We start from the raw sequence: 22438 nt of genomic DNA on the forward strand, positions 1-22438 counted from the left end.
CCTTGGCGCTCCCGCACTCCCCGTACCCCCCGCGGTCCGGCGCGGCGCCGGGCCCCGACCCGCTGCGCCGGCTGACCATGGCGGAGCTCAGGCGGCGCACCAGCGCGAAGTGGCGTGCCCACCCCGAGGACGTGCTGCCGCTGTGGGTCGCGGAGATGGACGTTCCCCTCGCCGAGCCCGTCGCCCGGGCGCTCACCGAGACCGTCGCCCTCGGTGACACCGGTTATCCGGCGGGCACGGGATACGCCGAGGCGCTGGCCTCCTTCGCGGAGGAGCGCTGGGACTGGCGGATCGGGACGGAGCGCACCGCGCTCGTGCCCGATGTGATGGTGGGGATCGTGGAGGTGCTCAAGCTGGTCACCGGCCCCGGGGACGCGGTGGTCGTCAACCCGCCGGTGTACCCGCCCTTCTACGCGTTCGTCGAGCACCTGGGCCGCCGGATCGTCGAGGCCCCGCTCGGCGCGGACCACCGGCTGGACCTCCGGACGCTCCGCGGCGCCTTCGGGTCGGCCACCGCGGGCGGGCGGCGCGCCGCCTACCTGCTGTGCAGCCCCCACAACCCGACGGGCACCGTCCACACCCGGGCCGAACTGGAGCGGGTGGCCGCCCTGGCGGGGGAGTACCGGATCCGGGTCGTCTCCGACGAGATCCACGCCCCCCTGGTGCTGCCCGGGGCGGAACACACCCCCTATCCGAGTGTGCGCGGCGCCTCGGACTCCTTCGCCGTGCTGTCGGCCTCCAAGGCGTGGAACCTCGCGGGGCTGAAAGCCGCTCTCGTGGTGGCGGGCCCCGGCGCCGCGGAGGACCTGGCCCGGATGCCCGAGGAGGTCTGGCACGGGGCGAGCCATCTGGGCGTCATCGCCCACAGCGCGGCACTGCGCCACGGCGGCGACTGGCTCGACGCGCTGCTGGCCGGGCTGGACGGCAACCGGCGGCTGCTGGCCGGTCTGCTGGCGGAGCACCTGCCCGCGGTGCGGTACCGCCCGGCCCAGGGCACGTATCTCGCCTGGCTGGACTGCCGGGCCCTCGGGCTGGGCGACGATCCGGCGGCGGTGTTCCTGGAGCGCGGCCGGGTGGCCCTCAACTCCGGACCCGACTTCGGTACGGGGGGTGCCGGGCATGTCCGGCTGAACACGGCCACCTCGCCGGAGGTGCTCACCGAGGCCGTACGGCGGATGGCCGCCGCGCTCTGAGGGGCCCGGTGCCGAGGGGACAAGACGGTATCCGGCCGTACCGGCGTACCGGCGAAAACTTTCGGAGCTCCCGACCGCGAGCTCTTCATTCAGCGGGCTGAACTCCTTTCACATACAAGCAACTTACCGGATACAGACTCTTGACCCGAGCATGCCCCGGTGATTCTCTTTCCGGAACCATTCCGGAAAGATCAGTGCGCCATTCCCTCTCCCGTCCATCACTCGCGGAGACTGAGCAATGAGAAGGCCCAACACCGGCTCGCAGGTTCCCCAGGACGCCAGCAGAAGAACGTTCCTGAGTCTGGTCCCGCTGACCGCCGCCGCCACCACCGTGCCCGCCGTCACCGCCTCCACCGCCTCCACCGCCTCCACCGCCCAGGCCGCGACGGCCAGGGGCGGCAGGCACGGCCGGGGCTCCGAGACCTACATCTCCTTCTCCCGCCGGGGCGGGAGCTTCCCCCTCGTCGCGGGAGGCAGGGCCGCGCCGCTGGTGGTCAGCGGCGCCGACCATCCGGGGGTGATCCGGGCGGTCGGCGACCTGCGCAAGGACACCGGACGGGTCACCGGGGTCGAACCCGCCGTCATGACGGACTGGGTGCCGCGGCGGTCCGAGGTCGTGATCATCGGGACCATCGGCCGGAGCCCGCTGATCGACGGGCTGATCGGCAGCGGCAAGCTCGACGTCTCCGGCATCGCGGGGAAGTGGGAGACCACCCTGGAACAGGTGGTGGAGAACCCGCTGCCGGGTGTCCGCCGGGCCTTCGTGATCGCCGGCAGCGACCAGCGCGGCACCATCTTCGGTATCTACGAGACCACCCGGCAGATGGGCGTCTCGCCCTGGCACTTCTGGGACGACGTGCCGCCGCGCCGCCACGACGAGCTGCACGTCCTGCCCGGACGGCACACCCAGGGCACTCCGGCCGTGAAGTACCGCGGCATCTTCATCAACGACGAGAACCCGGCGCTGGGCACCTGGGCGCCCGAGTACTTCGGCCCCGGCCACGCGCCCGGCTTCCCCAACGGCTTCAACAGCGAGTTCTACGCCCAGGCCTTCGAGACCATGCTCCGGCTCAAGGCCAACTACCTGTGGCCGGCCGTGTGGGGCCGGGCCTTCGCCGAGGACGACCCGGAGAACCACCGGACGGCCAAGGAGTACGGCATCGTGATGGGCACCTCGCACGAGGCGCCCATGATGCGCGGCATCGAGGAGTGGAACCGGCACGCCGTCGCCGCCAAGCGCGACGAGGACGGCAACATCACCGAGCCGGGCAGCGACCCGTACGGCGGCACCGGCGAGTGGAGTTTCCGCCGCAACGGCGAGGCCATCAAGAAGTACTGGGCCGACGGCATCCGCCGCATGCTCGAGGAGGACTTCGAGGGCGTCGTCACGCTCGGCATGCGCGGCAACGGCGACGTCAGCCTGCCCGACGGCGACGGCATCGACCTGATGGAGTCCATCCTCGGCAGCCAGCGCGAGATCCTCCGCGAGGTCACCGGGAAGTCCGACATCACCGGCATCCCGCAGGTCCAGACCCTCTACAAGGAGGTCCAGCGGTACTGGGACAAGGGTCTGCGGCCGCCGGAGGACGTCACCGTCGTCTTCTGCGACGACAACTGGGGCAACATGCGCAAGCTGCCCGACCAGTCGCTCCCCAAGCGCGCCGGCGGCTACGGCATGTACTACCACTTCGACTACGTGGGCGTCGGCCGCAACTACAAGTGGGTCGACACCATCAACCTGGTCAGCACCTGGGAGCAGCTCCACCTGACGTACACCTACGGCGTGGACCGCCTGTGGGTGGTCAACGTGGGCGACTTCAAGGCCGAGGAGATGCCCGCGCAGTTCTTCCTCGACTACGCCTGGGACCCCGAGCGCTGGCCCCTGGAGAAGCTGGAGGAGTGGGAGCGGCGGTACGCCGCGCAGAACTTCGGCCCCCGGCACGCCGAGGAGATCGCCGAGGTGCTGCACACCTACGGCTTCCTCCAGGCCCGCCGCAAGCCCGAGCTGCTCAACCGCCGCATCACCCTGGACCCCGCCAAGGACCTCTCCCAGGACGAGGCGGCGGTGGTCTACGACGACGAGGCCAGCCCGTACCACCTCAACCACTACGGGGAGACGGCCCGGGTCACCGAGGAGTGGCGGAAGCTGGCGAAGAAGGCCGAGGCCGTCGGGCGCAGGCTCCCCCGGGCCGACCAGGACGCCTACTACCAGCTGGTGCTCTACCAGGTGAAGGCGACCGCCAACCTCTACGAGCTGCGCGAGGCGGAGTTCACCAACATCCTCTACGCGCAGCAGGGCCGCGCCGCCACCAACGACTACGCCGATCTCACCGACGCCCGCTTCGCCGCGGACCAGGCGATGTCGGACCACTACAACAACATCCTGGCCGGCGGCAAGTGGAAGGGCTTCCAGACCCAGCCGAAGATCGGCTACGGCGATGTGGAGCGCTACGGCCCCGACGCCTCCTGGCAGCAGCCCCAGACCCCCAACCACGTCGCCCTGCCCGACGAGGTCTATCCGGCGGTCCGGCGCATCGAGGTCCCCGGCCGAGCCGAACTGGGCGTGGCGGTCGACGGCTCCGACCAGTGGTGGCCCGAGGCGGAGGGCAAGGCGGTGCTCCCCGCCTTCAGCCCGTACCAGACCCGCCCCGACCAGTACATCGACGTCTTCAACCGCGGCAGCAGGCCGTTCGACTACCGGATCGTCCCGGCCGAGCCGTGGGTGAGGGTGCGCAAGGCCCGCGGCCGGGTGACCAAGGAGGTGCGCGCCACCGTCCACATCGACTGGGAGCGGGCCCCCGGGGGAGTGACCAGGGTGCCGATCACGGTCCACGGACCGGACGGCGCCACCGTGGAGGTCCAGGCCGTCGTCGAGAAGCCCAGGCTCCCGCGCCGCAGGCTGCGGGGCTTCGTGGAGGCGGGCGGCTACCTCTCCATGGAGGCCGCGCACTACTCCCGGGCGGTCGACAGCGGTGGGGTCCGCTGGAAGCGGCTGCCCGGCATCGGGCGGGCGGAGGACGGCGTGGAGCCGTACCCGGTCACCGCGCCCAGCCGCACCCCCGGCGGCCGCGGCCCGCGCCTGGAGTACGAGATGACCCTCACCACGGCCGGCGAGGCCGAGGTCTGGGTGTACCTGGCGCCCCGCAACAACGTCCTGCCGACGGAGGGCCTGCGGTACGCCGTCTCGATCGACGACGACGAGCCCCAGACCGTCGACGTCATCGCGGCCACGGGCGCGGACGACACCTACATGAACAGGCGGTGGGCGAGGAACACCTCGGACAACGTCAACCGCACCTCCACCCGGCACACGATCGCCAGGGCGGGCACCCACACCCTGAAACTGTGGATGGTGGACCCGACCGTCATCGTCCACCGGATCGTGGTGGACACCGGTGGCCTGGAGCCCAGCTACCTGGGACCGCCGGAGAGTCTGCGGGCCGGCCGGCACCGTTGGTGACCGGCCCGCACCGGCCGTACCGCGGGTGACGGACGGCGGGTGACGGATGACGGATCCGGCCGGGACGGGCCACGGCTCGCGTCCCGGCCGGATCCGGTGGTGGGGCGGGCGGCCGTACGCGCCCGTCCGGTGGGGCCGCCCGCGCCCGTCCCGGCGGTTTTCAGCCGCGGGCGTCGCCCCGGTGCGCGGTGTGCCTGCCGACCGGCCCGCGCTGCCGCGGAAGCGGCACGGACCGGCGGGGCAGCGCGTGCCGCGGCTGGGTGAGGGTGATCTGTCCCACGAGCTGGTGGAAGCAGACCAGGGCGGTGACCGGGGGGAGCCCGACGGCGGCGATCCCGGACAGGGTCCGGGGGGCGTGGGCGACGCAGAGGACCACCGCGACGGTGGAGAAGAGCACCACCACGGCCCAGGAGCGCCGGGCCCGGCGCCGCAGGACGGTGGCGCGCAGGACCGACAGCGAGGCGGCCAGCCAGGGCCCGTAGACCAGCAGGGGCCACCACCGGGCGAGCTCGCCGAGCACATGGGGACCGGCCAGTCGCCGCAGGGGGTCGTAGGAGACCAGCCCGCCCAGGACGCTGACCACCGCCACGACGCAGGCCGTCAGTGCCGCGACGGCGAAGCTGAACACGTGCAGCCACGACAGCTCGGGGTGGTGGGTCCGGCGCCGTCGGCGGCGCCGGACGACCGGGGACCGTTCGTCCCGGGGGGTCTCGGCGGGGATGCCGGACGCCTCGCCCTGAGGGACCGTTTCCGCAGCCGCCTCGAAGCGGCGCAGCACCCAGGTGGCCTCGTCCGTCCCGCCGGGTCCGTCGCCGAGTCCACCGTCCGGGGCGGCGGGTGCCGCGTCCCGCGGCCGCCGGCGCCGGGCCCGCGGCGGGGGAGGGGGGTGGAGCCGGCCGGGGTCACGCAGCAGTTGGGCCAGTTCGGCCTCGAAGTCCCAGGCCGGGCCGAGGAGGTCCGCCTCCGGTGGAGCGGGGGTCCCCTGCTCCGGCACCGCGCCGAACCCGGGGTGGGCACCCGCCCACCGGCCGTCGGGGTCCCCGGGCGCGGGTGCGCCGTACGGCTCGAAGTACTGGTCCTGTTCACGCACGGCCGCCCCGTCCGGAGCGGCGGGGCGCGGATGCGGACAACGGATCTGGTGAAGTCACGTCTTCAACAACGAAGGCGGGACCCGGCCGGACGACCGGCATTCGGGTGAACCGTCAAGGCATACGGTCCTACAAGCGATTGCCTTCGTCGTCGGATTCCTCCCTTCCTTCCTCCCTCCGCCTGCCGTCCTGCCCGTCCGGCGCGGCGCCGGGCGGGTGCCGCGGAGGGCCTCCGGAGCGCGGTTTTCTCCCGCGGGTGTCCCCTGTCCCCTGTCCCCGGACCGGGGCCCGGACATGCCCGACTCCGGTCCGTGGCTTGACTGGTACAGACCAAAGCGCTTAGGTGGTCTTGACCAATCCCCCCACGCAAGAAAGGGACGTTCAGGTGATACGACCACGTGTCATGGCCGGCGTCGCCGCGGCCGCGCTCGCGGGCTCCCTGGCGGTCACCCTCCCCGCCGCTACGGCCTCCGCCGCGGAGTGCACCTCGCCCTGGAACTCCTCGGCCGTCTACCGGAACGGTGACACCGTCTCCCACAACGGCCACAACTGGACCGCCCAGTGGTGGACCCAGAACGAGAAGCCGCCCGGGACCTCCGGGGTCTGGAAGGACAAGGGCACCTGCGGCGGCGGCACCTCCCCCGACCCCGCCGACCCCGACCCGTCGGGATTCGTGGTCAGCGAGGCGCAGTTCAACCAGATGTTCCCGAACCGGAACTCCTTCTACACCTACCAGGGCCTGACGGCGGCCCTGAGTGCCTACCCCGCCTTCGCCAACACCGGCAGCGAGACGGTGAAGAAGCGGGAGGCCGCCGCCTTCCTGGCCAACGTCAACCACGAGACCGGCGGACTGGTCCACATCGTGGAGCAGAACACCGCCAACTACCCGCACTACTGCGACGAGGGCCAGCCGTACGGCTGCCCCGCCGGGGAGGCCGCCTACTACGGGCGCGGTCCGGTCCAGCTGAGCTGGAACTTCAACTACAAGGCGGCGGGCGACGCGCTGGGCATCGACCTGCTGAACAACCCCCACCTGGTGGAGCGGGACGCGGCGGTCGCCTGGAAGACGGCCCTGTGGTACTGGAACACCCAGAGCGGTCCGGGCACCATGACCCCGCACGACGCGATGGTCAACGGCCACGGCTTCGGCGAGACCATCCGCAGCATCAACGGCGCCCTGGAGTGCGGCGGGAAGAACCCCGCCCAGGTGCAGAGCCGGGTCGACAAGTACCGGCAGTTCACCCAGCTCCTGGGCACCACTCCCGGTGACAACCTGACCTGCTGACAGGGCAGTTGACGCGGGTACCCGCGCCGCCGCAGCCGCCGTCCGCACGGCGGGCGGCGGCGCGGGGACTTCTGTTCACAGGAAGGATCGTTCCTACCCCTACCCCTGGACGTATCCGGACGGAATACTGCCGGGCCATGACGCTCACAGACGAACACATCACCGCGGAACGGCTGGCGGAGCTGCTCGCCGACGACTCCATCGCCATGGCACACCGGGCGCTGTGGCTGCTGCTGTGGGAGGGGGATCTGCGGATGCTGGACCTGCTCTCCCTGGAGATCCAGGACATCGACCTGGCGGGGCGGCGGGTGACAGGCGTCTGCGGCCGGGAGGTGCCCGAGGGGGAGGGGGACCTCAGCGAGCGGGCGGTGGAGGTGCTGGGCCTGCTGATCGCGGACCGGCCGGCGGGCCCGCTGTTCGCCGTCGACGGCCGGGCCCTGAGCTGGGAGCAGGTGATGCAGACCGCGGACGAGCAGGGACACCCCGTCCACGCGTTCCGGGCGGGCGGCAGACGCCACCGGCGGCGGTGATCGGACCGGCACCGGAATGAGACGGTGACCGGCGCCGTGCGTAACGGGGGATGTCACCTCTCTCCCACCCAGGAAGGCCAACGATGCGCTTCACGGGACGTACCGCGGTCCGGGCCGCCGCTCTCATCGGTTCACTCGTACTCGCCGCGGGCTGCACCGCGTCCGGTGGCGGCACCGCGGACGGTGGAACGAGCAGGGCGGAGCAGAAGCAGAAGACGCCGAAGACCGCCAGGGGCACCCTGGAACAGCTCGCCGCCCGCACCGAGTGCGAGCCGCGGATGCAGACCGACGCCGAGGAATTGCGACAGGGGGTCTGCACGACCGGCGACGGCCGGTACGTGCTCGCCACGTTCGCCACTGCCGGGGGGCAGCAGAGCTGGCTGGCGGAGGCCAAGCCCTACGGCGGCACCTACCTCGTCGGCGAGAAATGGGTCGCGGTGGGCGAGCCCGGCGTACTGGGAAAGCTGCGCGGCCGGCTCGGCGGTGCAGTGGAGTCCGGGGCGTCGCACTCCGGGGACGGTGGGGGCGACGGCGGCGCGCACTCCGGCGGAGACGGTCACGGGGGACACCGGGGGCACGGCTGAGGCCGGCCGCGCAGCGGATCCGGTGCCCGGACCGGCGTGTTCACCGGTCCGGGACGGGGCCGGGGGCGGAGACGGGGACGGGGTCCGGGCCTTCTCCGCCCGGACCCCGTCCCCGGCGGGTTCAGTCGGGCCGGGCCGGATCAGTGGTGTGCGTTCCGGAGCGTCTCACTGGCAGTCACGACCCTCGTTGATGCAGGAGACCACTTCCGCCATGAGGTCGTCGGACATGACGTTGATGAAGTCGCCGTGGTCGGTGTCGGGCTTGTGGAGCTGCTCGGGGAAGGAGTCGACGGCGAACACCTCGCCCCGGGGCAGGTCGTAGGTGACACGCTGCACCATCTGGGGGATGGCCTGGAAGCCCTCGGGGCAGGAACCGTCCTCGGCCGCGAAGGCGACATGGGTGCGGTGGTTGGCGCTGTCGATGTTCTGGCCGTCCCAGCAGCTCTGGAAGCGGAAGGTGCGCACCACCTCGCTGCCCTCGGGGCACAGGGGGTACTTGTCGCGCAGCTGGCGGTCCTCGAAGCCGGTGCAGGACCAGGAGGCGTTGGCGTTGGCGTCGCCGTTGGTGAAGGCCTTGGCGTCACCGGTGATGATGCGCAGGAAGCGGGGCATGGCCACCACGGGCGAGGCGGGGTTGCCGCGGAAGAAGAGGGTGACCGAGGCAGGGGTCTGGATCTTGCCGACATTGCCCTCGGTGCCGCCGCCGGGCGCGTCGGCGTCCTGCTCGGCCTCGCCGTTCTGCACACGCAGCACGGGCCAGAAGTACCCGGAGCGGTCCTCGGGGTTGGCGCAGCTGGTCTCGGCGGCGGCGAGGGACTCGTTGGTGGAGAAGGCGTTGTTGTCCTGGTTGCCGACGTAGTCGTGCATGTGGTGGGCGCCGTTGCTCACGCCGGGGGCGACGATGACGTTGTCGGAGTTGAAGTTGCGGTTCTCGTTGCGGCCGCACTCGGTGGTGAAGGTGCCGCTGGAGCCGTTGCCGAAGTCGGGCTCGGAGAAGTTGGGCCGGACCTTGCGGATGTCGACGAAGTCCTCCGGGGACGGACCGTTCCCGCCCTGCCCAGGGGCGCCGCCCTGGTCGCCGCCCTGGCCGGCGTTCTGGCCCTGGTCGCCGCCCTGGTCCTGGCCGCCGTTGTCCTGCTGCTCGCCGTCCTGGCCGGCGTTCTGGCCTTGGTCGCCGCCCTGGTTCTGGCCGCCGCCCCCGTCCTTGTCGCCGTTGTCCCGCGCCTTGCACGGTGCCAGCCGCTCCAGCCCGCCGGGCCGGTCCCCGAACCGGCCGATCGAGATCTGGATCCGCTCGATCGTCGCGCGCCGCTTGCCCTCCAGCGGGCCGAGGATCGCGTTCTGAAGGAAGCCGGGGTCGTTCGCCACCTGCCTCTTGGAGCGGGCCAGCCGCTGGTAGGCCTCGGCGACCTGGGTGTCCAGCAGCGCCAGGTTGCGGTCCACCTCACGGCGGGACCGGTCGGGCACCTGGCTGAGCTCGTTCACCACTTCCGGGCAGTCGATGGTCGCGACGTTCTGGAAGCGCGGGCCCACCCGCTCCCGTGCACCGTCGTGCTTGGAGCCGGCGCTGGCGTAGACGTTGACGGCGACCAGTCCGCCTCCTCCCAGCAGAAGAGCTGTCGCCGCGGCGATCGCTCTGTTCACCACGGGAGAGCGTTTGTGCGCTTTCTTCTTCATGGGACTCCTCAGCACTCCTCTTGCGTCGTTCCGGCCTATCGGCTTTCCGGATAGGGGGAAGCTCCTGGTACATACGGAGCCCCCCGGAAGGCCGTTCAGGAGTGCTCGGGTTGTGCCAAATAATTCGGCGAACCGCCGGTCGGAGCGGGTGCCCGGGGACGGGGAACCGGTGGCTGCCGCGTGTGGACCCCCGCGTCGGGGGAACCCCCTAGTCCGTGCCAGTACGTAAGCGTTACGCGGTGGCCGCCTCGGGCCAGTGGCGGGACGAGGAGGACAACCTCCGGCTGCCCGCGGGCGAGGTGCACGCCTGGGAGCAGGGCATGAACCAGACCGTGTGCGGGCTGTCCCTCAGCCGCTCCCGGCTCGGGCGCTTCCCCCACGTGGGGTGGACCGACGTCATACCCGAGTCGGGCGGCGCGGCCGACCGCGTCCGGCGTCTGTGCCCGCGGTGCGCCTCGGTGGCGGGCCGGCGGGGCGCCGACGCGCGGCCCCGGTGGCGGCGCGAGAACCCCAGGCCCTGAGCCCCGCCCGCCGCAGGCCGGGCCCCGGACCCGGCCCGCGGCGGGCGGGCGGGCAGCGGCACACCGATGACTTGACCCAGGACGTACCGACAGGAGGAGGAGCCGATGAGCGGTGCCATGGACCAGGCCGCCGAGACCGTGGGCCGGGCCACCGGCGCGGACGAGTACTCCGAGGGAGGGGAGGTCTCGCTCCGCGGACTCGTCACCCTGGCGGGTGTCTACGCGGGCGGGGTCGGGGCGTTCGCCTGGCGGACGCGGGCCTCGGGACGGCAGTTGCCGGAACGGGTGCCGCCCCTGGACCTGCTGCTGATGGGAGTGGCCACCTACCGCAGCTCCCGGCTGCTGACCAAGGACAAGGTCACCAGCTTCCTGCGAGCCCCCTTCACCCGCCGCGCGGGCAGCCTCCACGGCGCCGAGGTCATGGACGAGCCCCGCGGGCACGGGCTGCACAGGTCGGTGGGGGAGTTGCTGGCCTGTCCCTTCTGCGTCGCGATGTGGGTCGCGAGCGGACTGACCATGGGCTATGTCGCCGCCCCGCGCGCCACCCGGCTGGTCGTCTCGTGCCTGAGCACGGTGGCCGTCTCCGACTGGCTGCAGTACGCCTGGAGCCTGACCCAGCAGAAGGCCGAGGACTGACCGGGGACAGGGGCCCGGAAGGACCGGGGAGGAGGTCCGGGACGCACCGGCCGGAGCTGGCCGTCCTGGTGGGGCTCCAGGCCTCGGGGAAGTCCACCTTCCGCGCCCGGCACCTCGCCGCGACCCACGCCGTGGTCAGCAAGGACCTCTTCCCCCGCGCCGCCCGGCACCGGCAGCGGCGGCAGCTGCGCCTGGTGGCCGAGGCGCTGGGGGAGGGCCGCTCGGTGGTCGTGGACAACACCAACCCCTCGCCGGCGGAGTGGGCACCGTTGATCGGGGCGGGGCGCGCGCACGGGGCGCGGGTGGTGGCCTACTGGTTCCCGCCGGACGTGCCGGGCGCCCTGGCCCGCAACGCCGCGCGGCCGGACCGGGAGCGGGTGCCCGGCGTGGGGCTGTACGACACGCTCCGCCGGCTGCGCGAGCCCCGCCGTGCGGACGGGTTCGACGCGGTGTGGGAGGTACGTCTCGACGGACACGGCGGTTTCACCGTCCGGCCGGCCCGCGAAACCCACGAGGGGGCCGGGGGGAGCGGGCCGGCCGCCGCCGGGTGAGGGCGCCCGGGCCCGTCAGCCGGCGGGCGGGCGCACGCCGGCGATGACGAAACCGCTGCGCGGCCGGGCCGGTACGCGCCGCAGCGGAATCGACAGGTCCTGCTCCGGGACCCGGTACTCCAGCCGTGCCAGCCGGACCGACAGCGCCCGCAGCAGCGCGACGGTGATGTCCTCCCCGGGGCAGCGGTGGTTGACCTCCGCACTGCCGCCGCCCTGCGGCACCAGCTCGTCCCGCTCCACCGTCCGGCCGAGGAAGCGCCGGGGGTCGAAGGAGTACGGGTCCTCCCACAGCGCGGCGTCGTGGTTCTGCCCGTACAGGTCGAGCAGGACGAGCGCACCGGCGGGGACCGGCTCGCCGCGCCAGGTCAGGTCCGCCACCGCCCGGCCGCCGATGAAGGGGGCGAAGGGGTAGAAGCGGCGGACCTCATGGGCGAAGGCCTCCGCGTACGGGCCGCCGGAGTTCCCGGCCCCGCCCGTCGGCCCGCCGTCCTGTCCGCTCTCGGCCAGCAGCCGCCCGCGGTTTTCCGGCCAGCGGTGCAGGGCGTGCGCGGCGAAGGCGACGAACCAGCAGACCGCGGTAGTCGGCCGCAGGATGTTGAGGAGCTCCACCGCGGCGGTTCGCGCGTCCAGCTCCGAGCCGTCGACGTCGCGGTGCCGCGCCACCACCGCCACCGCCGAGTCCGCCGGCACCCGGACGGAGCCGTCGCGCACGCCCGCCACCAGAGGGGCCAGCCACTTCTCCCGGCGCCGCCGGGCCGCCCGGGCGCGCCAGTGGCGCGGCCCCGGGGTGGCGAAGCCGTCGACCATGGCCACCAGATCGGCGGCGACCGCGTCCGTCTCCGACCCGCCGAGCGGCACGCCGGTCCATTCGCAGACCGCACGGGCGATCACCCGGCTCGCCTCGTCGAACAGCACCACCCGCGGCTGCCGCGCCCACCGCTCCGCGGCCTCGTCCCAGGCCGCGGTGGTGCGGCCGACCAGCTCGGCCACCCCGTCCGGGTCGGTGAGCAGGGACAGGAACAGGGCCTTGCGCACCCGGTGTGCCTGGCCGTCCAGGGTGTGCACCGCGCCGTGGCCGAACAGGGTGCTCCTGACCGGTTCCGGAACGGCGCCGTGCCGCCGCACATGGTGCTCGTCGTAGACGAACCGCACCGCCTCCGGCCCCCGCAGGGCCACCGCGTGCCGGCCCGTCAGCCGGGTGCGGAGGAAGGGGCCGGAGGTGCGGCGCATGCGGTCGGGCAGCCAGGCGTATCCCCGGGCGAGCAGCGGCAGGGAATGGTCCAGGAAGGGGCGGCGAGGGGAGTCCATGCGGCGCGCGTGCCCGGGGGCGCCGGGAGGGAAACGCGCGGGGACGGGGAGCCGGGCGGCCGCCCCGGGACGCTACCGGCCGCGCTCCTCGTCCTCCCGGTGCGCCCCGCTCGCGGCGCCGTCCTCGTCGACGGTCCCGGCGGGGTCCTCCTCCACCACCGACCTGCCCGGCCGGGCCTGCGCCGGACCGGCGGGCTGCCCGCCGCCGGTGGTGCCGTAGCCGCCGGAGAGGCCCGGCGGCATGTCCGCGTCGGCCTCCTCGCGGCTGATGTGGCGCCTGGCCCGCACGTTGGCGCGGCGTTCGCGGTACGGGTAGTCGAAGGGCCGGGACCGCTCGCGGCGCCGCTCGGCCTCCTGGAACTCCCCGGTCCTCCCCTCCCGCGAGGATCCCTCGTCCTTTTCATCACGGTAGGTACTGTTCTTCTCGTTCTCGTCCGTCATGCGGGGCGGGGTACCCCCGGGCGGCGGAGGGCATGCGCCGCCGTGCCGCGGGTACTCCACCGGCCCGGTGGACGTGCGCACCGGGCACGGAACGGCACCGGAGGAGGGCTGGAGAGGAATGGCCGGGACTGACGGGACACCGGTGCCCGAGAGCACCTATCCCCACACGGCGATCGCGGAGAACGAACCGCACGGCCGGCTCGCCGCCCGGCCGTCCGGCGGTGTCCCCACGGCGGGGGAGCCGGGTACCTACCGGGTGGACGGAGGGGCGCTGCTGCGCGTCCCGCCGTCGGCGGCGGAGGGCCGGGCCCGGCGGTACTGGCTGGCGGTGACCCTGCACGGTGCCGGGGGGACGGCGGAACGGGCGCTGTCCTGGCTGCTTCCGCAGGCCGGCTCCGACTCGCTGCTGCTGCTCGCGCCCCAGGCCGCCGACTCCACCTGGGACGTGATCCGCGGCGGGTACGGGCCGGACGTGTCCCGGCTGGACGCCGCGCTGCGGGACGTCTTCCGGCGCTTCCCGGTGGACCCGGCAGGAGTGGCGGTGGCCGGGTTCTCCGACGGTGCCTCCTACGCGCTCTCACTGGGCCTGGCCAACGGGGACCTGTTCGGGGCGGTGCTCGCCTTCTCGCCCGGCTTCATGGCACCCATGGTCCACCACGGCAACCCCCGGGTCTTCGTCTCCCACGGCCGGGACGACCGCGTCCTGCCGGTCGGCTCCTGCAGCCGCCGGCTGGTGCCCGCGCTGGAGCGCGCCGGCTACGAGGTCACCTACCGGGAGTTCGGCGGTGGTCACGAGGTGCCGCCGGAGCTGGCCACCGCGGCGCTGCGCTGGTGGGTGAACGGTTCGCCGGAGGAGTGAACCCGCCCCTCGGCGGCCCGGGCGCGGGGTGCGACCATGGCGGGGCGCCGCCCGCGGGTTGCGGCCCCGACCCGTGGAGGTGACCGATGACATCCCGCTCCCTGGCGGTGTTCGACCTGGACGGGACACTCGCCGACGTCCGCCACCGGCTGCGCCACATCGACGGCCGTCGGCGCGACTGGGACGCCTTCTTCGCCGCCGCGCCCGGCGATCCGCCGCTGGCCCGGGGAGTGGCCCTGGTGCGCTCCAGCGCGGAGAAGCACGAGGTGGTGTACGTGACCGGGCGCCCCGAGCGGTGCCGCCGCGACACCCTGGAGTGGCTGGCCCGGCACGGCCTGCCGGCCGGGCGGCTGCTGATGCGCGGCGACCGGGACCGCCGCCCGGCCCGGGTCACCAAACCGGAGCTGCTGCGGAGACTGGCCGCGGAGGGCACGGTCGCCCTGGTGGTCGACGACGACCACCAGGTCTGCGACGCCTACGAGGCGGCCGGCTTCCCGGTGGTGCGGGCCGGGTGGATGACGGCGGAGCCCGTACTGGAGGAGGTCCAGGAGCGGGAGGGGCGCACCTGAGGGTCCGCGCGGTGCCGGAGGGACGGGAGCGTACCGCGCACGAGCCGTCCGGGCTGATCGCACACCGGCCGACGCACCCGGCCGGTGTGCGATCAGCCCGGACGGCCCCGGAACCGCGGCGCGGTCACCGGTCGCGCCGCCCGGCGTCCTGCCCGGGCCGCCGCCCCTCCTCCGGTCCGCCCTCCCGGTGCTCCCGCGCCTCAGCCCGTCGCCGCTCCCGGCGGGACCTGGCCAGGCGGATGACGGCGAAGCCCCCGACCGCGAGGACGACGAGCGCTATGACGGCCCTGGAGTACATCCCGGCATAGTCCGAGACGATGTGCCAGTTGTCCCCGAGGGTGTAGCCCAGCAGTACGAAGAGGGTGTTCCACAGCGCGCTGCCGAGCGCGGTGAGGATCAGGAAGGTCCTCATGGGCATACGGGCGACGCCCGCCGGGACCGAGATCAGGCTGCGGAAGACCGGCACCATCCGCCCGAAGAAGACCGCCTTGGTGCCGTGCCGGGCGAACCAGGCCTCCGTCCTCTCGACGTCGGCGGGCTTCAGCAGCGGAACCCGCGAGGCGACCGCCATGATCCGCTCCCTGCCCAGCAGCGCGCCGGCCCAGTAGAGGGCGAGAGCGCCGACCACCGAACCGATGGTGGTCCACAGCAGGGCGGCGAACAGGCTGATGTCGCCGCGGGCGGCGGCGAAGCCGGCCAGCGGCAGGAAGGCCTCGCTCGGCAGGGGAGGGAAGACGTTCTCCAGGGCGATGGCCAGCCCCACCCCGGGGGCGCCGAGCGCCTCCATCAGATCCGTGACCCAGCCGGTGAGCCCGCCGGACGGCTGCGAGGCTGCTGCTTCGATCATCTGTGACCCACCCTGGTGCGAGGGGAACGAACGGTGTGGAACCGGCTACCCGCGGCCTCCGGGGACGAACCGGCCGCCTGCGGGGTGGGCGCGACCGGGAGTTTCGCGCTGTCCGAAAACCGGACGTAAGTGACGTCACGCATTCGTGTCCCGGGGATTTCTTGACCGTGAACGGCGTGGCCGTCTTGAATTCCCTTCCGCCGCACGACAGCAGCACCGCGAGAGGCCCCGTGATGCAGAGCACGTCCCGAGACAGCGCCGAGTGGTGGCGCGAGTCGGTCATATACCAGATCTACGTCCCCAGCTTCGCCGACGCCGACGGGGACGGGATGGGCGACCTGCGGGGGATCACCGGCCGGCTCGGCCACGTGGCCGAGCTGGGCGCGGACGCCGTGTGGCTGACCCCCTTCTACCGCTCTCCCTGGGCCGACGGCGGCTACGACGTGAGCGACTACCGCGACGTCGACCCGCGCCACGGCACCCTGGACGACTTCCGCGAACTGCTGGAGCGGGCACATGCCCTGGGTCTGAAGGTCATCGTCGACATCGTCCCCAACCACTGCTCCAGCGAGCACCCCTGGTTCGCCGAGGCGCTGGCCTCCCCGCCCGGCTCCCCGGCCCGGGACCGCTTCGTGTTCCGGGACGGCCGGGGTCCGGGCGGCGACGAGCCGCCCGCCGACTGGCGGTCCAAGTTCGGCGGCAGCGCCTGGACCCGGGTGCCGGACGGCCAGTGGTACATGCACATCTTCGCCGCCGAGCAGCCCGACCTGAACTGGGAGAACCCCGAGGTCCTCGCCGAGTTCGAGAGCGTCCTGCGGTTCTGGCTGGACCTGGGCGTCGACGGCTTCCGCATCGACGTGGCGCACGGCATGTGCAAAGACCTCACCCCGCCGCTGCGCGACACCCTGGGAGCGGACTCCGCCCCGCTCAACGCCCCGCCCGAGGGGCACGACCACCCCTTCTGGGACCGGGACGAGGTGCACGGCATCCACCGTGCCTGGCGCCGGATCCTGGACGAGTACGACCCGCCCCGCATCGCGGTGGCCGAGGCGGGGGTGAGCGAGTCCAGGCTGCCGCTGTACACCCGGCCCGACGAACTCCACCAGGCGTTCAACTTCCCCTATCTGCGCTGTCCCTGGGACGCCGCGGAGTTCCGCCGGGTGATCGACGCCTCCCTGGACGGCGCCCGTCCGGTCGGCGCGCTGCCCACCTGGGTGCTGTCCAACCACGACGTGGTGCGCCATCTGAGCCGTTACGCCCTGCCCGAGGGCACCGACACGGTCGCCTGGCTGATGGCCGACGGCCGCGAGCCGGCCGCGGACGGGGAACTGGGCCGCCGCCGCGCCCGCGCCGCCGCCCTGCTGACCCTGGCGCTGCCCGGCACCACCTATCTCTACCAGGGGGAGGAGCTGGGCCTGCCGGAGGTGGCCGATCTGCCCCGGGAGGCGCTGCGCGACCCGATGTGGGAGCGGACCGGCCGTGTCCGCAAGGGCCGGGACGGCTGCCGGGTGCCGATGCCCTGGGAGCGCTCGGGCCCGTCGTACGGGTTCGGCCCGGGCGGAAGCTGGCTGCCGCAGCCGGAGAGCTGGGGCGAGCACTCCGCCGAGGCCCAGACCGGCCGGCCCGGCTCCTTCCTGGAGCTGTACCGGGCGGCCCTGAAGGTCCGCCGCTCCTTCACCGGCGACGAGAGCTTCACCTGGCTGCCCGCCCGGGAGGGCGAGCTGGCTTTCCGCAAGGGCGCGCTGGAGTGCCGGGTCAACCTCTCCGGCGCCCCCCTGCCGCTGCCGGCGTCCGCGGGCGAGCCGCTGCTGGCCAGTGGAGAGCTGGGCGGGGGGACCGCCGGGCACCACCTGCCGCCGGACACCGCGGTCTGGCTGGACACCCAGCCGCGCTGACACCGGCCGGGGCAGCCGCACCCGGGCCGCGCCGCGGGCCGCCGGATTCCGGGGTCGCTGAGACGTACGCCGTACGTCTCAGCGACCCCGCGCGCTCCGCGCCGCCACCAGGACCTCGATGCCGTCCAGCAGCCGCGCCAGGCCGAAGGCGAACTCCTCGTCGGGGGCGCCCTCCTCGGTCATGACCCCCGCCCTCAGGACCTCGTTGACCGCCGGGAAGCGCTCCGGGTCGGCGAGCCTGGCCAGCAGCCGGGTGTAGGCGGCCATGGTCTCCTCGACCGTCCTGCCCGAGGCGCGGGCGGCCGAGACGAGGTCCGCCGTCATCGTTGCCTCGCTTCTGACGAAGCCGCTGACCAGCAGGATGGTCTCGATCTTCTCGCCCTCGTCCAGGCCGGTGCCCCGCAGGCAGACCAGGCCCCGCTCCATCCAGGCGAGCGCGCGGGGGGTGGTGGGCGGGGCGGTGATGGGGACGCGGAGCATCCACAGATTGCCGTACAGCACCTCCCGCATCGCCCGGGCCCAGTGCGCCAGGGCGGCCCGCCAGCCCTCCTCCGGCGCGGGGCCCTCCGGCGGCAGCCCGTAGGCCGCGTCCTGCATCAGGACCAGCAGCTCCTCCTTGGAGGACACGTACCGGTACAGGGACATCGTCGAGACACCGAGGGCGGAGGCGATCCGGCCCATGGAGACCGCCGGGAGCCCTTCGGCGTTGGCGAGTCCGACGGCGGTGTCGACGATCCGGCTCACGCTCAGACCCGGCCGGGGGCCCTTGCCGGGGCGTTCGCGCAGCCCCCAGGCGGTTTCGAGACCCGGGGGCAGGCCGGTGTCGCCGTCCTTCGCCATCGTCTTCGCCGCTCCGCTCTCCGCCTTCGGGTTGACCGCCATCCTAGATCTGTGTATGCATTACGCAGTAGCGTGTATGACATACGCAGAAGTGCGCCCCGAAGGGCGGAGACGAGAGGGGGTGGGTCGCATGGCGGAGGAGACGGCGGTCGAGGCGGTCGGGCTGCGGAAGTCGTACGGCCCGGTGACGGTGCTGGACGGGATCGACCTGGAGGTGGCGCGCGGCAGCGTGTTCGCACTGCTCGGTCCCAACGGAGCGGGCAAGACCACGACCGTGCGCATCCTGGCCACACTGGTGCGGCCCGACGCCGGGCGGGTGCGGGTGGCGGGCTTCGACGCGGTGCGGCAACGGCGGGAGGTGCGCCGCCGCATCAGCCTCACCGGGCAGTACGCGGCGCTCGACAAGGAGCAGACCGGAGAGGAGAACCTGGTCATGATGGGCCGGCTGTGCGGTCTGTCGCGCCGCCGGGCCCGCGGGCGGGCCGGGGAACTGCTGGAGCGGTTCGACCTCACCGGTGCGGCCCGCCGCCGGACGGGGACGTACTCCGGCGGCATGCGCCGCCGGCTGGACATCGCCGCGGGCCTCGTCGGCGACCCCGAGGTGGTCTTCCTCGACGAGCCCACGACCGGGCTCGACCCGCGCAGCCGCCAGACGATGTGGGAACTCACCGCCTCCCTGGCCGGAGCCGGGACGACGGTCTTCCTCACCACCCAGTACCTGGAGGAGGCCGACCGGCTCGCCGACCGCATCGCCCTCCTCGACGCCGGGCGGGTGGTCGCCGAGGGCACCGCCGCCGGCCTCAAGCGACGGGTCGCGGACCGGCGCCTGGACCTCACCCTCGCCGGTCCCGCCGCGTACGCGCGCGCTGTGCGGCGGCTCGGCGCAACCGCCGTCCTGCGCGACCCGGACCGCATGGTCGTCGGGGTGCCCACGAACGGCAGCGCGTCCCACATCAGGAGGCTGCTGGACGGAGTCGATCCGGACGGCGACACGGTGGAGCGGTTCACCGTGTACGAGGCGACCCTCGACGACGTCTTCCTGGCCCTCACCGGCCGCCCCGCCGACCGCGCCCGGACCGCCGGGCAGGCCGCCGGAGAGGCGACCGCCCGTGTCTGAGATCTCCGCCGCCCCGGCGGCCCGGGCCGCCGCGCCCGGCGCCCCGGCCCGTGCCGTGACCATGGCCGCCCGCTGCGTACGGCTGTCCGCGCGCAACGTCGACGCGCTGGTCACCTCGCTGCTGCTGCCGGTGATGCTGATGCTGGTGTTCGTCTACCTCTTCGGGGGCGCGATCGAGACCGGAACCCGGTACGTCACATACGTCGTTCCCGGGGTGCTGGTGCTGTGCGCCGGTTACGGGGCGGCCGCGACGGCCGTCAGCGTCAGCGGCGACATGACCGAGGGCGTCGTCGACCGCTTCCGCTCCCTGGATGTCGGCGGGGGCCCCGTCCTGGCCGGGCACGTGGCGGCCAGTGTCGTGCGCAACGCCGTCGCCACCGCCGCGGTGCTCGCCGTCGCCTTCGCCATCGGCTTCCGGCCGGAGGCGGGCGCCGCGGGCCGGCTCGCCGCGGCAGGCGTCCTGGCGGCCTACGTCCTGGCCTTCTCCTGGCTGTCGGCCGCCGTCGGGCTGCTGGCGAGAACCCCCGAGGCCGCGAGCGGCTTCACCTTCCTGGTGCTGTTTCTGCCCTACCCCAGCAGTGCCTTCGTGCCCGTGGAGACCATGCCCGACTGGCTGCACGGCTTCGCCCGGCACCAGCCGGTCACACCCGTCATCGAGGCGCTGCGCGGACTGCTGCTGGACCGGCCGGTGGGCAGCGCCCCCTGGCTGGCGCTGGCCTGGTGCGGCGGAATCCTCGCCGTCTCGGTCGCGGCGTCCGCGGTGCTCTTCCGGCGCCGTACAGCCTGACGGCCCGGCTGACGGCCCGGAGCGGCCGGTCCGCGCGGGGGCGTCGGCTCAGAAGCCGCCGTCCCCGCCGAAACCGCCGCCGCCGAAACCGCCGCCGAAGTCGCCACCGCCGAAACCGCCGCCGAAGTCGCCACCGCCGGAGTAGCCGCCCTCGCCGCCGTAGCCCCAGCCGGGCCCGTAGCCGTAGCCCCAGCCGCCCAGACTGCTGCCCAGTACCGTGCCGAACAGCAGGCCGGGCAGCATCATCGAGCCGTAGGCCCCGTAGTAGCCGCCCATCCATGGTCCGTACGCCGGGCCCGCGTCCCAGTACGGCACCCGTTCACCGGTGGCGGTCGGCACCGTGCGCACCGCCGGGTCCAGACCGTCCTCGATACGGGTGGCGTCGGCCGCGCAGACCGGCACCTCGCGGGGCGAGCCGCCCGGGGGCGTCCACTCCGCGTCCCGTACCGACGGCCCGTGCCGGGGGTCGAAGAAGCACGGCGGCCGCCGCTCGGGCAGCTCCCGGCCCTCCCGCCGGGCGTCCAGGACGGCGAGGGAGAACCGGCCGTCCTCCAGCGCCTCGGTCACCGCCCGCATGTCGTCGGGGCGCCGGGCCGCCCCGGAGGCCTGCTTGGCCTTCTCGTAGGCGTCCAGCGCGTGTTCGTAGTCGGTGAGCATCTCCGGTGTGACACCGGGGGCGGAGGGGGAGAAGTCCAGCCGGTCCAGCCGCTCGCCGTAGGCGGTGATGTCCTCCTCGACCGCGGCCCGCACCTGCTCCAGCTCGGCCCGCTCCTCCTGTTCCTGCCGCTTGCGCGAGCGCCGTGTCAGGAACAGGCCGCCCAGCGCGAACACCGCCAGCACGACCAGGAAGCCCACCAGTACGCCGCCGCCACCGCCGGACCCGCCACCGGCCGGATCACGGTCGCGGTAACCGCCGGCCCCGCCGTCCCGCGCGGCCGACTGCACATCGGTGACGAAGCCGCTGAGGATGCGGTAGGGGTCGTCGGCGTGCTCCCGGAGGTTGCGCTGCGCGAGCGAGCTCGCCGTGGAGCCCCGCAGGACCGCGGAGTCGGACGCCGCGCCGAACCGCGAGCCCAGGGCGACCGCGTACACGCCGGGGCGGCCCACCTCGGAGCGCAGCCGGTCGAAGACGGCGTCGCCGTCGTAGGAGGCGTCGTCGGGCAGCACGGCGACATAGACCGGCACGTCGCCGGCCCGGATCTGCCCGGCGAGCCGGTCGGCCTCGGCGGCGGAGAGCTTGTCCGAGGCGGCGGGATCGACGTAGACCGGTGTCTCCCGGAGCGCCGCGGCCACTTCCTCGATGTCCGTGGCCGCCCGGGCACCGCCCGCGGGGCCCAGCAGGGCGACGGCCACGGCGAGAACGGCGGCCCAGACCAGACTCGCCCGCCGTCCCGGAAACACGAAGGAGAAGGGGCGGTTTGTCCTCATACCGCTCGGCTACCCAGCCCTCGTACCGCCACCCGGGGAAAGCACCCCTGTTCGATGGGAATTTCCGGAAGGCGGGGAACATCCGGATCCGGCCCGATGTTGGAGAGGATGCGGGCGCCATCCCCCGGCGTGCCGCATCCGTACCGGTTCCGGCCGCGGTTCTCCCCCCTCCCGGCCGGGCCGGTACGACCCCGCGGCCGCTCGCCCTCATGCCCCGGGGGTTCCCCGCACGCTCCACGGAGGCCGCCGTTGTCCTCGATCGGAACCGCCCGGCACTTCCAGCCCAGAGGCACCCCGGGTGACGTCTGCCGTGACCACAACCGCGCCGCGCTGGCCACCGTGGTGGCGGCCGAGGCGCGTCGCAAGGGGTACGGGCCGGAGCTGAGCGACGAGCAGATCGACGAGTGCGCCGCACTCGCGGGGCGCAAGCCCCCCTCGGAGAAGTCCCGCGCGGCGATCCGCGCCGCCCTGCGGCCGCCGCTCAGCGCCGCCGACACGCCGGAGGAGGTGGCGGCGGCCGTCTTCGGCGCGCTCCCCTCCCACCCGGTGCGGGTGGTGGGGCGGGACGGCCGGGAGTACTTCCTGGTCCCGCTCCCGGCCACCGGCTGACTCCCCGTGCCGCGGCACGGTTCACTCGGGCCGCGGCTGCCGGGCGCCCGGCTCTCTCCAGTCCAGGACCTCCCGGGTCTCACGCTGTATTCGCTCGGCCACTTCCCGGGTTTCGGCGAGCACGTCGCCGAGCTCCTCGACCAGGCTTCCGTAGATCGGCGGGTGGTCGGCTCGGGTGGCGGTGGTCGTCACAGGACTTTCCCTCTCTGCGCT

22 protein-coding genes are annotated in these 22438 nt (G+C 73.6%); 14 read left to right on the forward strand and 8 right to left on the reverse strand.

Annotated elements, in window-relative coordinates; genetic code table 11:
- Positions 1 to 77 precede the first annotated feature (77 nt).
- Positions 78 to 1193 carry a MalY/PatB family protein gene (locus CUT44_RS01685; RefSeq protein WP_100200389.1) on the forward strand — a complete coding sequence of 372 codons (1116 nt, stop codon included), beginning with the start codon at positions 78 to 80 and terminating at the stop codon, positions 1191 to 1193.
- Positions 1194 to 1431: 238 nt separating this feature from the next.
- Entirely contained in the window at positions 1432 to 4653 is a 3222-nt protein-coding gene (locus CUT44_RS01690; protein WP_100200276.1) for a glycosyl hydrolase 115 family protein, read from the forward strand.
- Between the two features lie 160 nt (positions 4654 to 4813).
- On the opposite strand, the gene CUT44_RS01695 is transcribed toward CUT44_RS01690, so the two are convergent.
- Positions 4814 to 5743, reverse strand: a complete 930-nt coding sequence (locus CUT44_RS01695) for a DUF2637 domain-containing protein (RefSeq protein ID WP_233221094.1) — start codon at positions 5741 to 5743, stop codon at positions 4814 to 4816.
- Between the two features lie 401 nt (positions 5744 to 6144).
- On the opposite strand from CUT44_RS01695, the gene CUT44_RS01700 reads away from it, so the two are divergent.
- The 3 genes from CUT44_RS01700 to CUT44_RS01710 all read left to right on the forward strand — a co-directional run bounded on the left by CUT44_RS01700 (position 6145) and on the right by CUT44_RS01710 (position 8140).
- On the forward strand, positions 6145 to 7026 hold the full coding sequence (locus CUT44_RS01700) for a glycoside hydrolase family 19 protein (protein ID WP_100200277.1): 882 nt from the start codon (positions 6145 to 6147) through the stop codon (positions 7024 to 7026).
- A gap of 137 nt (positions 7027 to 7163) precedes the next feature.
- Positions 7164 to 7556, forward strand: coding sequence for a site-specific integrase (locus tag CUT44_RS01705; RefSeq protein ID WP_100200278.1), 393 nt, complete (start codon positions 7164 to 7166; stop codon positions 7554 to 7556).
- An 83-nt stretch (positions 7557 to 7639) separates the two neighbouring features.
- The gene (locus CUT44_RS01710) at positions 7640 to 8140 is read left to right on the forward strand and encodes a hypothetical protein (protein WP_100200279.1); all 501 of its coding nucleotides are present in this window, start codon (positions 7640 to 7642) and stop codon (positions 8138 to 8140) included.
- A 165-nt stretch (positions 8141 to 8305) separates the two neighbouring features.
- On the opposite strand, the gene CUT44_RS01715 is transcribed toward CUT44_RS01710, so the two are convergent.
- A complete protein-coding gene (locus CUT44_RS01715; protein ID WP_100200280.1) occupies positions 8306 to 9817 on the reverse strand; it encodes a DUF1996 domain-containing protein in 1512 nt (503 codons plus the stop codon).
- 215 nt (positions 9818 to 10032) lie between these two features.
- Here CUT44_RS01715 and CUT44_RS01720 point away from each other — a divergent pair, with 215 nt between their 5' ends.
- The 3 genes from CUT44_RS01720 (at position 10033) to CUT44_RS01730 (ending at position 11525) form a co-directional block, all read left to right on the forward strand.
- Entirely contained in the window at positions 10033 to 10338 is a 306-nt protein-coding gene (locus tag CUT44_RS01720) for a hypothetical protein (protein WP_100200281.1), read from the forward strand.
- A gap of 105 nt (positions 10339 to 10443) precedes the next feature.
- Entirely contained in the window at positions 10444 to 10974 is a 531-nt protein-coding gene (locus CUT44_RS01725; protein ID WP_233221096.1) for a DUF1360 domain-containing protein, read from the forward strand.
- Positions 10975 to 11042: 68 nt separating this feature from the next.
- On the forward strand, positions 11043 to 11525 hold the full coding sequence (locus CUT44_RS01730; RefSeq protein ID WP_233221098.1) for an ATP-binding protein: 483 nt from the start codon (positions 11043 to 11045) through the stop codon (positions 11523 to 11525).
- A gap of 15 nt (positions 11526 to 11540) precedes the next feature.
- Here CUT44_RS01730 and CUT44_RS01735 read toward each other — a convergent pair whose 3' ends face one another.
- Together CUT44_RS01735 and CUT44_RS01740 are read right to left on the reverse strand one after the other, a co-directional pair.
- Complete coding sequence (locus tag CUT44_RS01735) at positions 11541 to 12833, reverse strand: cytochrome P450 (protein ID WP_100200282.1); 1293 nt, start codon at positions 12831 to 12833, stop codon at positions 11541 to 11543.
- Positions 12834 to 12905: 72 nt separating this feature from the next.
- Positions 12906 to 13274: a hypothetical protein gene (locus tag CUT44_RS01740; RefSeq protein WP_100200283.1), complete on the reverse strand. Its 369-nt coding sequence runs from the start codon at positions 13272 to 13274 to the stop codon at positions 12906 to 12908.
- A 118-nt stretch (positions 13275 to 13392) separates the two neighbouring features.
- On the opposite strand from CUT44_RS01740, the gene CUT44_RS01745 reads away from it, so the two are divergent.
- Both CUT44_RS01745 and CUT44_RS01750 read left to right on the forward strand, forming a co-directional pair.
- Positions 13393 to 14133: an alpha/beta hydrolase gene (locus CUT44_RS01745; protein WP_107488041.1), complete on the forward strand. Its 741-nt coding sequence runs from the start codon at positions 13393 to 13395 to the stop codon at positions 14131 to 14133.
- An 86-nt stretch (positions 14134 to 14219) separates the two neighbouring features.
- On the forward strand, positions 14220 to 14702 hold the full coding sequence (locus CUT44_RS01750; RefSeq protein ID WP_100200284.1) for a phosphatase domain-containing protein: 483 nt from the start codon (positions 14220 to 14222) through the stop codon (positions 14700 to 14702).
- A gap of 124 nt (positions 14703 to 14826) precedes the next feature.
- On the opposite strand, the gene CUT44_RS01755 is transcribed toward CUT44_RS01750, so the two are convergent.
- On the reverse strand, positions 14827 to 15549 hold the full coding sequence (locus CUT44_RS01755; protein WP_100200285.1) for a DedA family protein: 723 nt from the start codon (positions 15547 to 15549) through the stop codon (positions 14827 to 14829).
- A gap of 233 nt (positions 15550 to 15782) precedes the next feature.
- Between CUT44_RS01755 and CUT44_RS01760 the strand changes: the two genes are divergently transcribed.
- Positions 15783 to 17444: a glycoside hydrolase family 13 protein gene (locus CUT44_RS01760; protein ID WP_100200286.1), complete on the forward strand. Its 1662-nt coding sequence runs from the start codon at positions 15783 to 15785 to the stop codon at positions 17442 to 17444.
- Between the two features lie 78 nt (positions 17445 to 17522).
- Here the strand turns inward: CUT44_RS01760 and CUT44_RS01765 are convergent, their stop codons facing one another.
- Positions 17523 to 18326, reverse strand: a complete 804-nt coding sequence (locus CUT44_RS01765) for a TetR/AcrR family transcriptional regulator (RefSeq protein ID WP_199185557.1) — start codon at positions 18324 to 18326, stop codon at positions 17523 to 17525.
- Positions 18327 to 18414: 88 nt separating this feature from the next.
- Between CUT44_RS01765 and CUT44_RS01770 the strand changes: the two genes are divergently transcribed.
- Together CUT44_RS01770 and CUT44_RS01775 are read left to right on the forward strand one after the other, a co-directional pair.
- Positions 18415 to 19401: an ATP-binding cassette domain-containing protein gene (locus CUT44_RS01770; RefSeq protein ID WP_100200287.1), complete on the forward strand. Its 987-nt coding sequence runs from the start codon at positions 18415 to 18417 to the stop codon at positions 19399 to 19401.
- Positions 19402 to 19462: 61 nt separating this feature from the next.
- Entirely contained in the window at positions 19463 to 20188 is a 726-nt protein-coding gene (locus CUT44_RS01775) for an ABC transporter permease (RefSeq protein ID WP_100200395.1), read from the forward strand.
- 48 nt (positions 20189 to 20236) lie between these two features.
- On the opposite strand, the gene CUT44_RS01780 is transcribed toward CUT44_RS01775, so the two are convergent.
- Positions 20237 to 21616: a hypothetical protein gene (locus CUT44_RS01780; protein WP_100200288.1), complete on the reverse strand. Its 1380-nt coding sequence runs from the start codon at positions 21614 to 21616 to the stop codon at positions 20237 to 20239.
- A 249-nt stretch (positions 21617 to 21865) separates the two neighbouring features.
- Here CUT44_RS01780 and CUT44_RS01785 point away from each other — a divergent pair, with 249 nt between their 5' ends.
- Positions 21866 to 22225, forward strand: a complete 360-nt coding sequence (locus tag CUT44_RS01785; protein ID WP_100200289.1) for a hypothetical protein — start codon at positions 21866 to 21868, stop codon at positions 22223 to 22225.
- A 21-nt stretch (positions 22226 to 22246) separates the two neighbouring features.
- On the opposite strand, the gene CUT44_RS33395 is transcribed toward CUT44_RS01785, so the two are convergent.
- Positions 22247 to 22417, reverse strand: a complete 171-nt coding sequence (locus tag CUT44_RS33395; RefSeq protein ID WP_199185559.1) for a hypothetical protein — start codon at positions 22415 to 22417, stop codon at positions 22247 to 22249.
- Between the last annotated feature and the right edge of the window lie 21 nt (positions 22418 to 22438).

The organism is Streptomyces carminius, assembly GCF_002794255.1.
GTDB lineage: Bacteria > Actinomycetota > Actinomycetes > Streptomycetales > Streptomycetaceae > Streptomyces > Streptomyces carminius.

What these genes read in the sequence shown, in the direction of transcription:
- CUT44_RS01745 (WP_107488041.1), top strand. Translation starts at nt 13,393, where the DNA reads ATGGCCGGGACTGACGGGACACCGGTGCCCGAGAGCACCTATCCCCAC.
- CUT44_RS01685 (WP_100200389.1), top strand. Translation starts at nt 78, where the DNA reads ATGGCGGAGCTCAGGCGGCGCACCAGCGCGAAGTGGCGTGCCCACCCC.
- CUT44_RS01755 (WP_100200285.1), bottom strand. Translation starts at nt 15,549, where the DNA reads ATGATCGAAGCAGCAGCCTCGCAGCCGTCCGGCGGGCTCACCGGCTGG.
- CUT44_RS01710 (WP_100200279.1), top strand. Translation starts at nt 7,640, where the DNA reads ATGCGCTTCACGGGACGTACCGCGGTCCGGGCCGCCGCTCTCATCGGT.
- CUT44_RS01690 (WP_100200276.1), top strand. Translation starts at nt 1,432, where the DNA reads ATGAGAAGGCCCAACACCGGCTCGCAGGTTCCCCAGGACGCCAGCAGA.
- CUT44_RS01750 (WP_100200284.1), top strand. Translation starts at nt 14,220, where the DNA reads ATGACATCCCGCTCCCTGGCGGTGTTCGACCTGGACGGGACACTCGCC.
- CUT44_RS01760 (WP_100200286.1), top strand. Translation starts at nt 15,783, where the DNA reads ATGCAGAGCACGTCCCGAGACAGCGCCGAGTGGTGGCGCGAGTCGGTC.
- CUT44_RS01725 (WP_233221096.1), top strand. Translation starts at nt 10,444, where the DNA reads ATGAGCGGTGCCATGGACCAGGCCGCCGAGACCGTGGGCCGGGCCACC.
- CUT44_RS01735 (WP_100200282.1), bottom strand. Translation starts at nt 12,833, where the DNA reads ATGGACTCCCCTCGCCGCCCCTTCCTGGACCATTCCCTGCCGCTGCTC.
- CUT44_RS01775 (WP_100200395.1), top strand. Translation starts at nt 19,463, where the DNA reads ATGGCCGCCCGCTGCGTACGGCTGTCCGCGCGCAACGTCGACGCGCTG.
- CUT44_RS01770 (WP_100200287.1), top strand. Translation starts at nt 18,415, where the DNA reads ATGGCGGAGGAGACGGCGGTCGAGGCGGTCGGGCTGCGGAAGTCGTAC.
- CUT44_RS01780 (WP_100200288.1), bottom strand. Translation starts at nt 21,616, where the DNA reads ATGAGGACAAACCGCCCCTTCTCCTTCGTGTTTCCGGGACGGCGGGCG.
- CUT44_RS01705 (WP_100200278.1), top strand. Translation starts at nt 7,164, where the DNA reads ATGACGCTCACAGACGAACACATCACCGCGGAACGGCTGGCGGAGCTG.
- CUT44_RS01765 (WP_199185557.1), bottom strand. Translation starts at nt 18,326, where the DNA reads ATGGCGGTCAACCCGAAGGCGGAGAGCGGAGCGGCGAAGACGATGGCG.
- CUT44_RS01740 (WP_100200283.1), bottom strand. Translation starts at nt 13,274, where the DNA reads ATGACGGACGAGAACGAGAAGAACAGTACCTACCGTGATGAAAAGGAC.
- CUT44_RS01700 (WP_100200277.1), top strand. Translation starts at nt 6,145, where the DNA reads ATGGCCGGCGTCGCCGCGGCCGCGCTCGCGGGCTCCCTGGCGGTCACC.
- CUT44_RS01715 (WP_100200280.1), bottom strand. Translation starts at nt 9,817, where the DNA reads ATGAAGAAGAAAGCGCACAAACGCTCTCCCGTGGTGAACAGAGCGATC.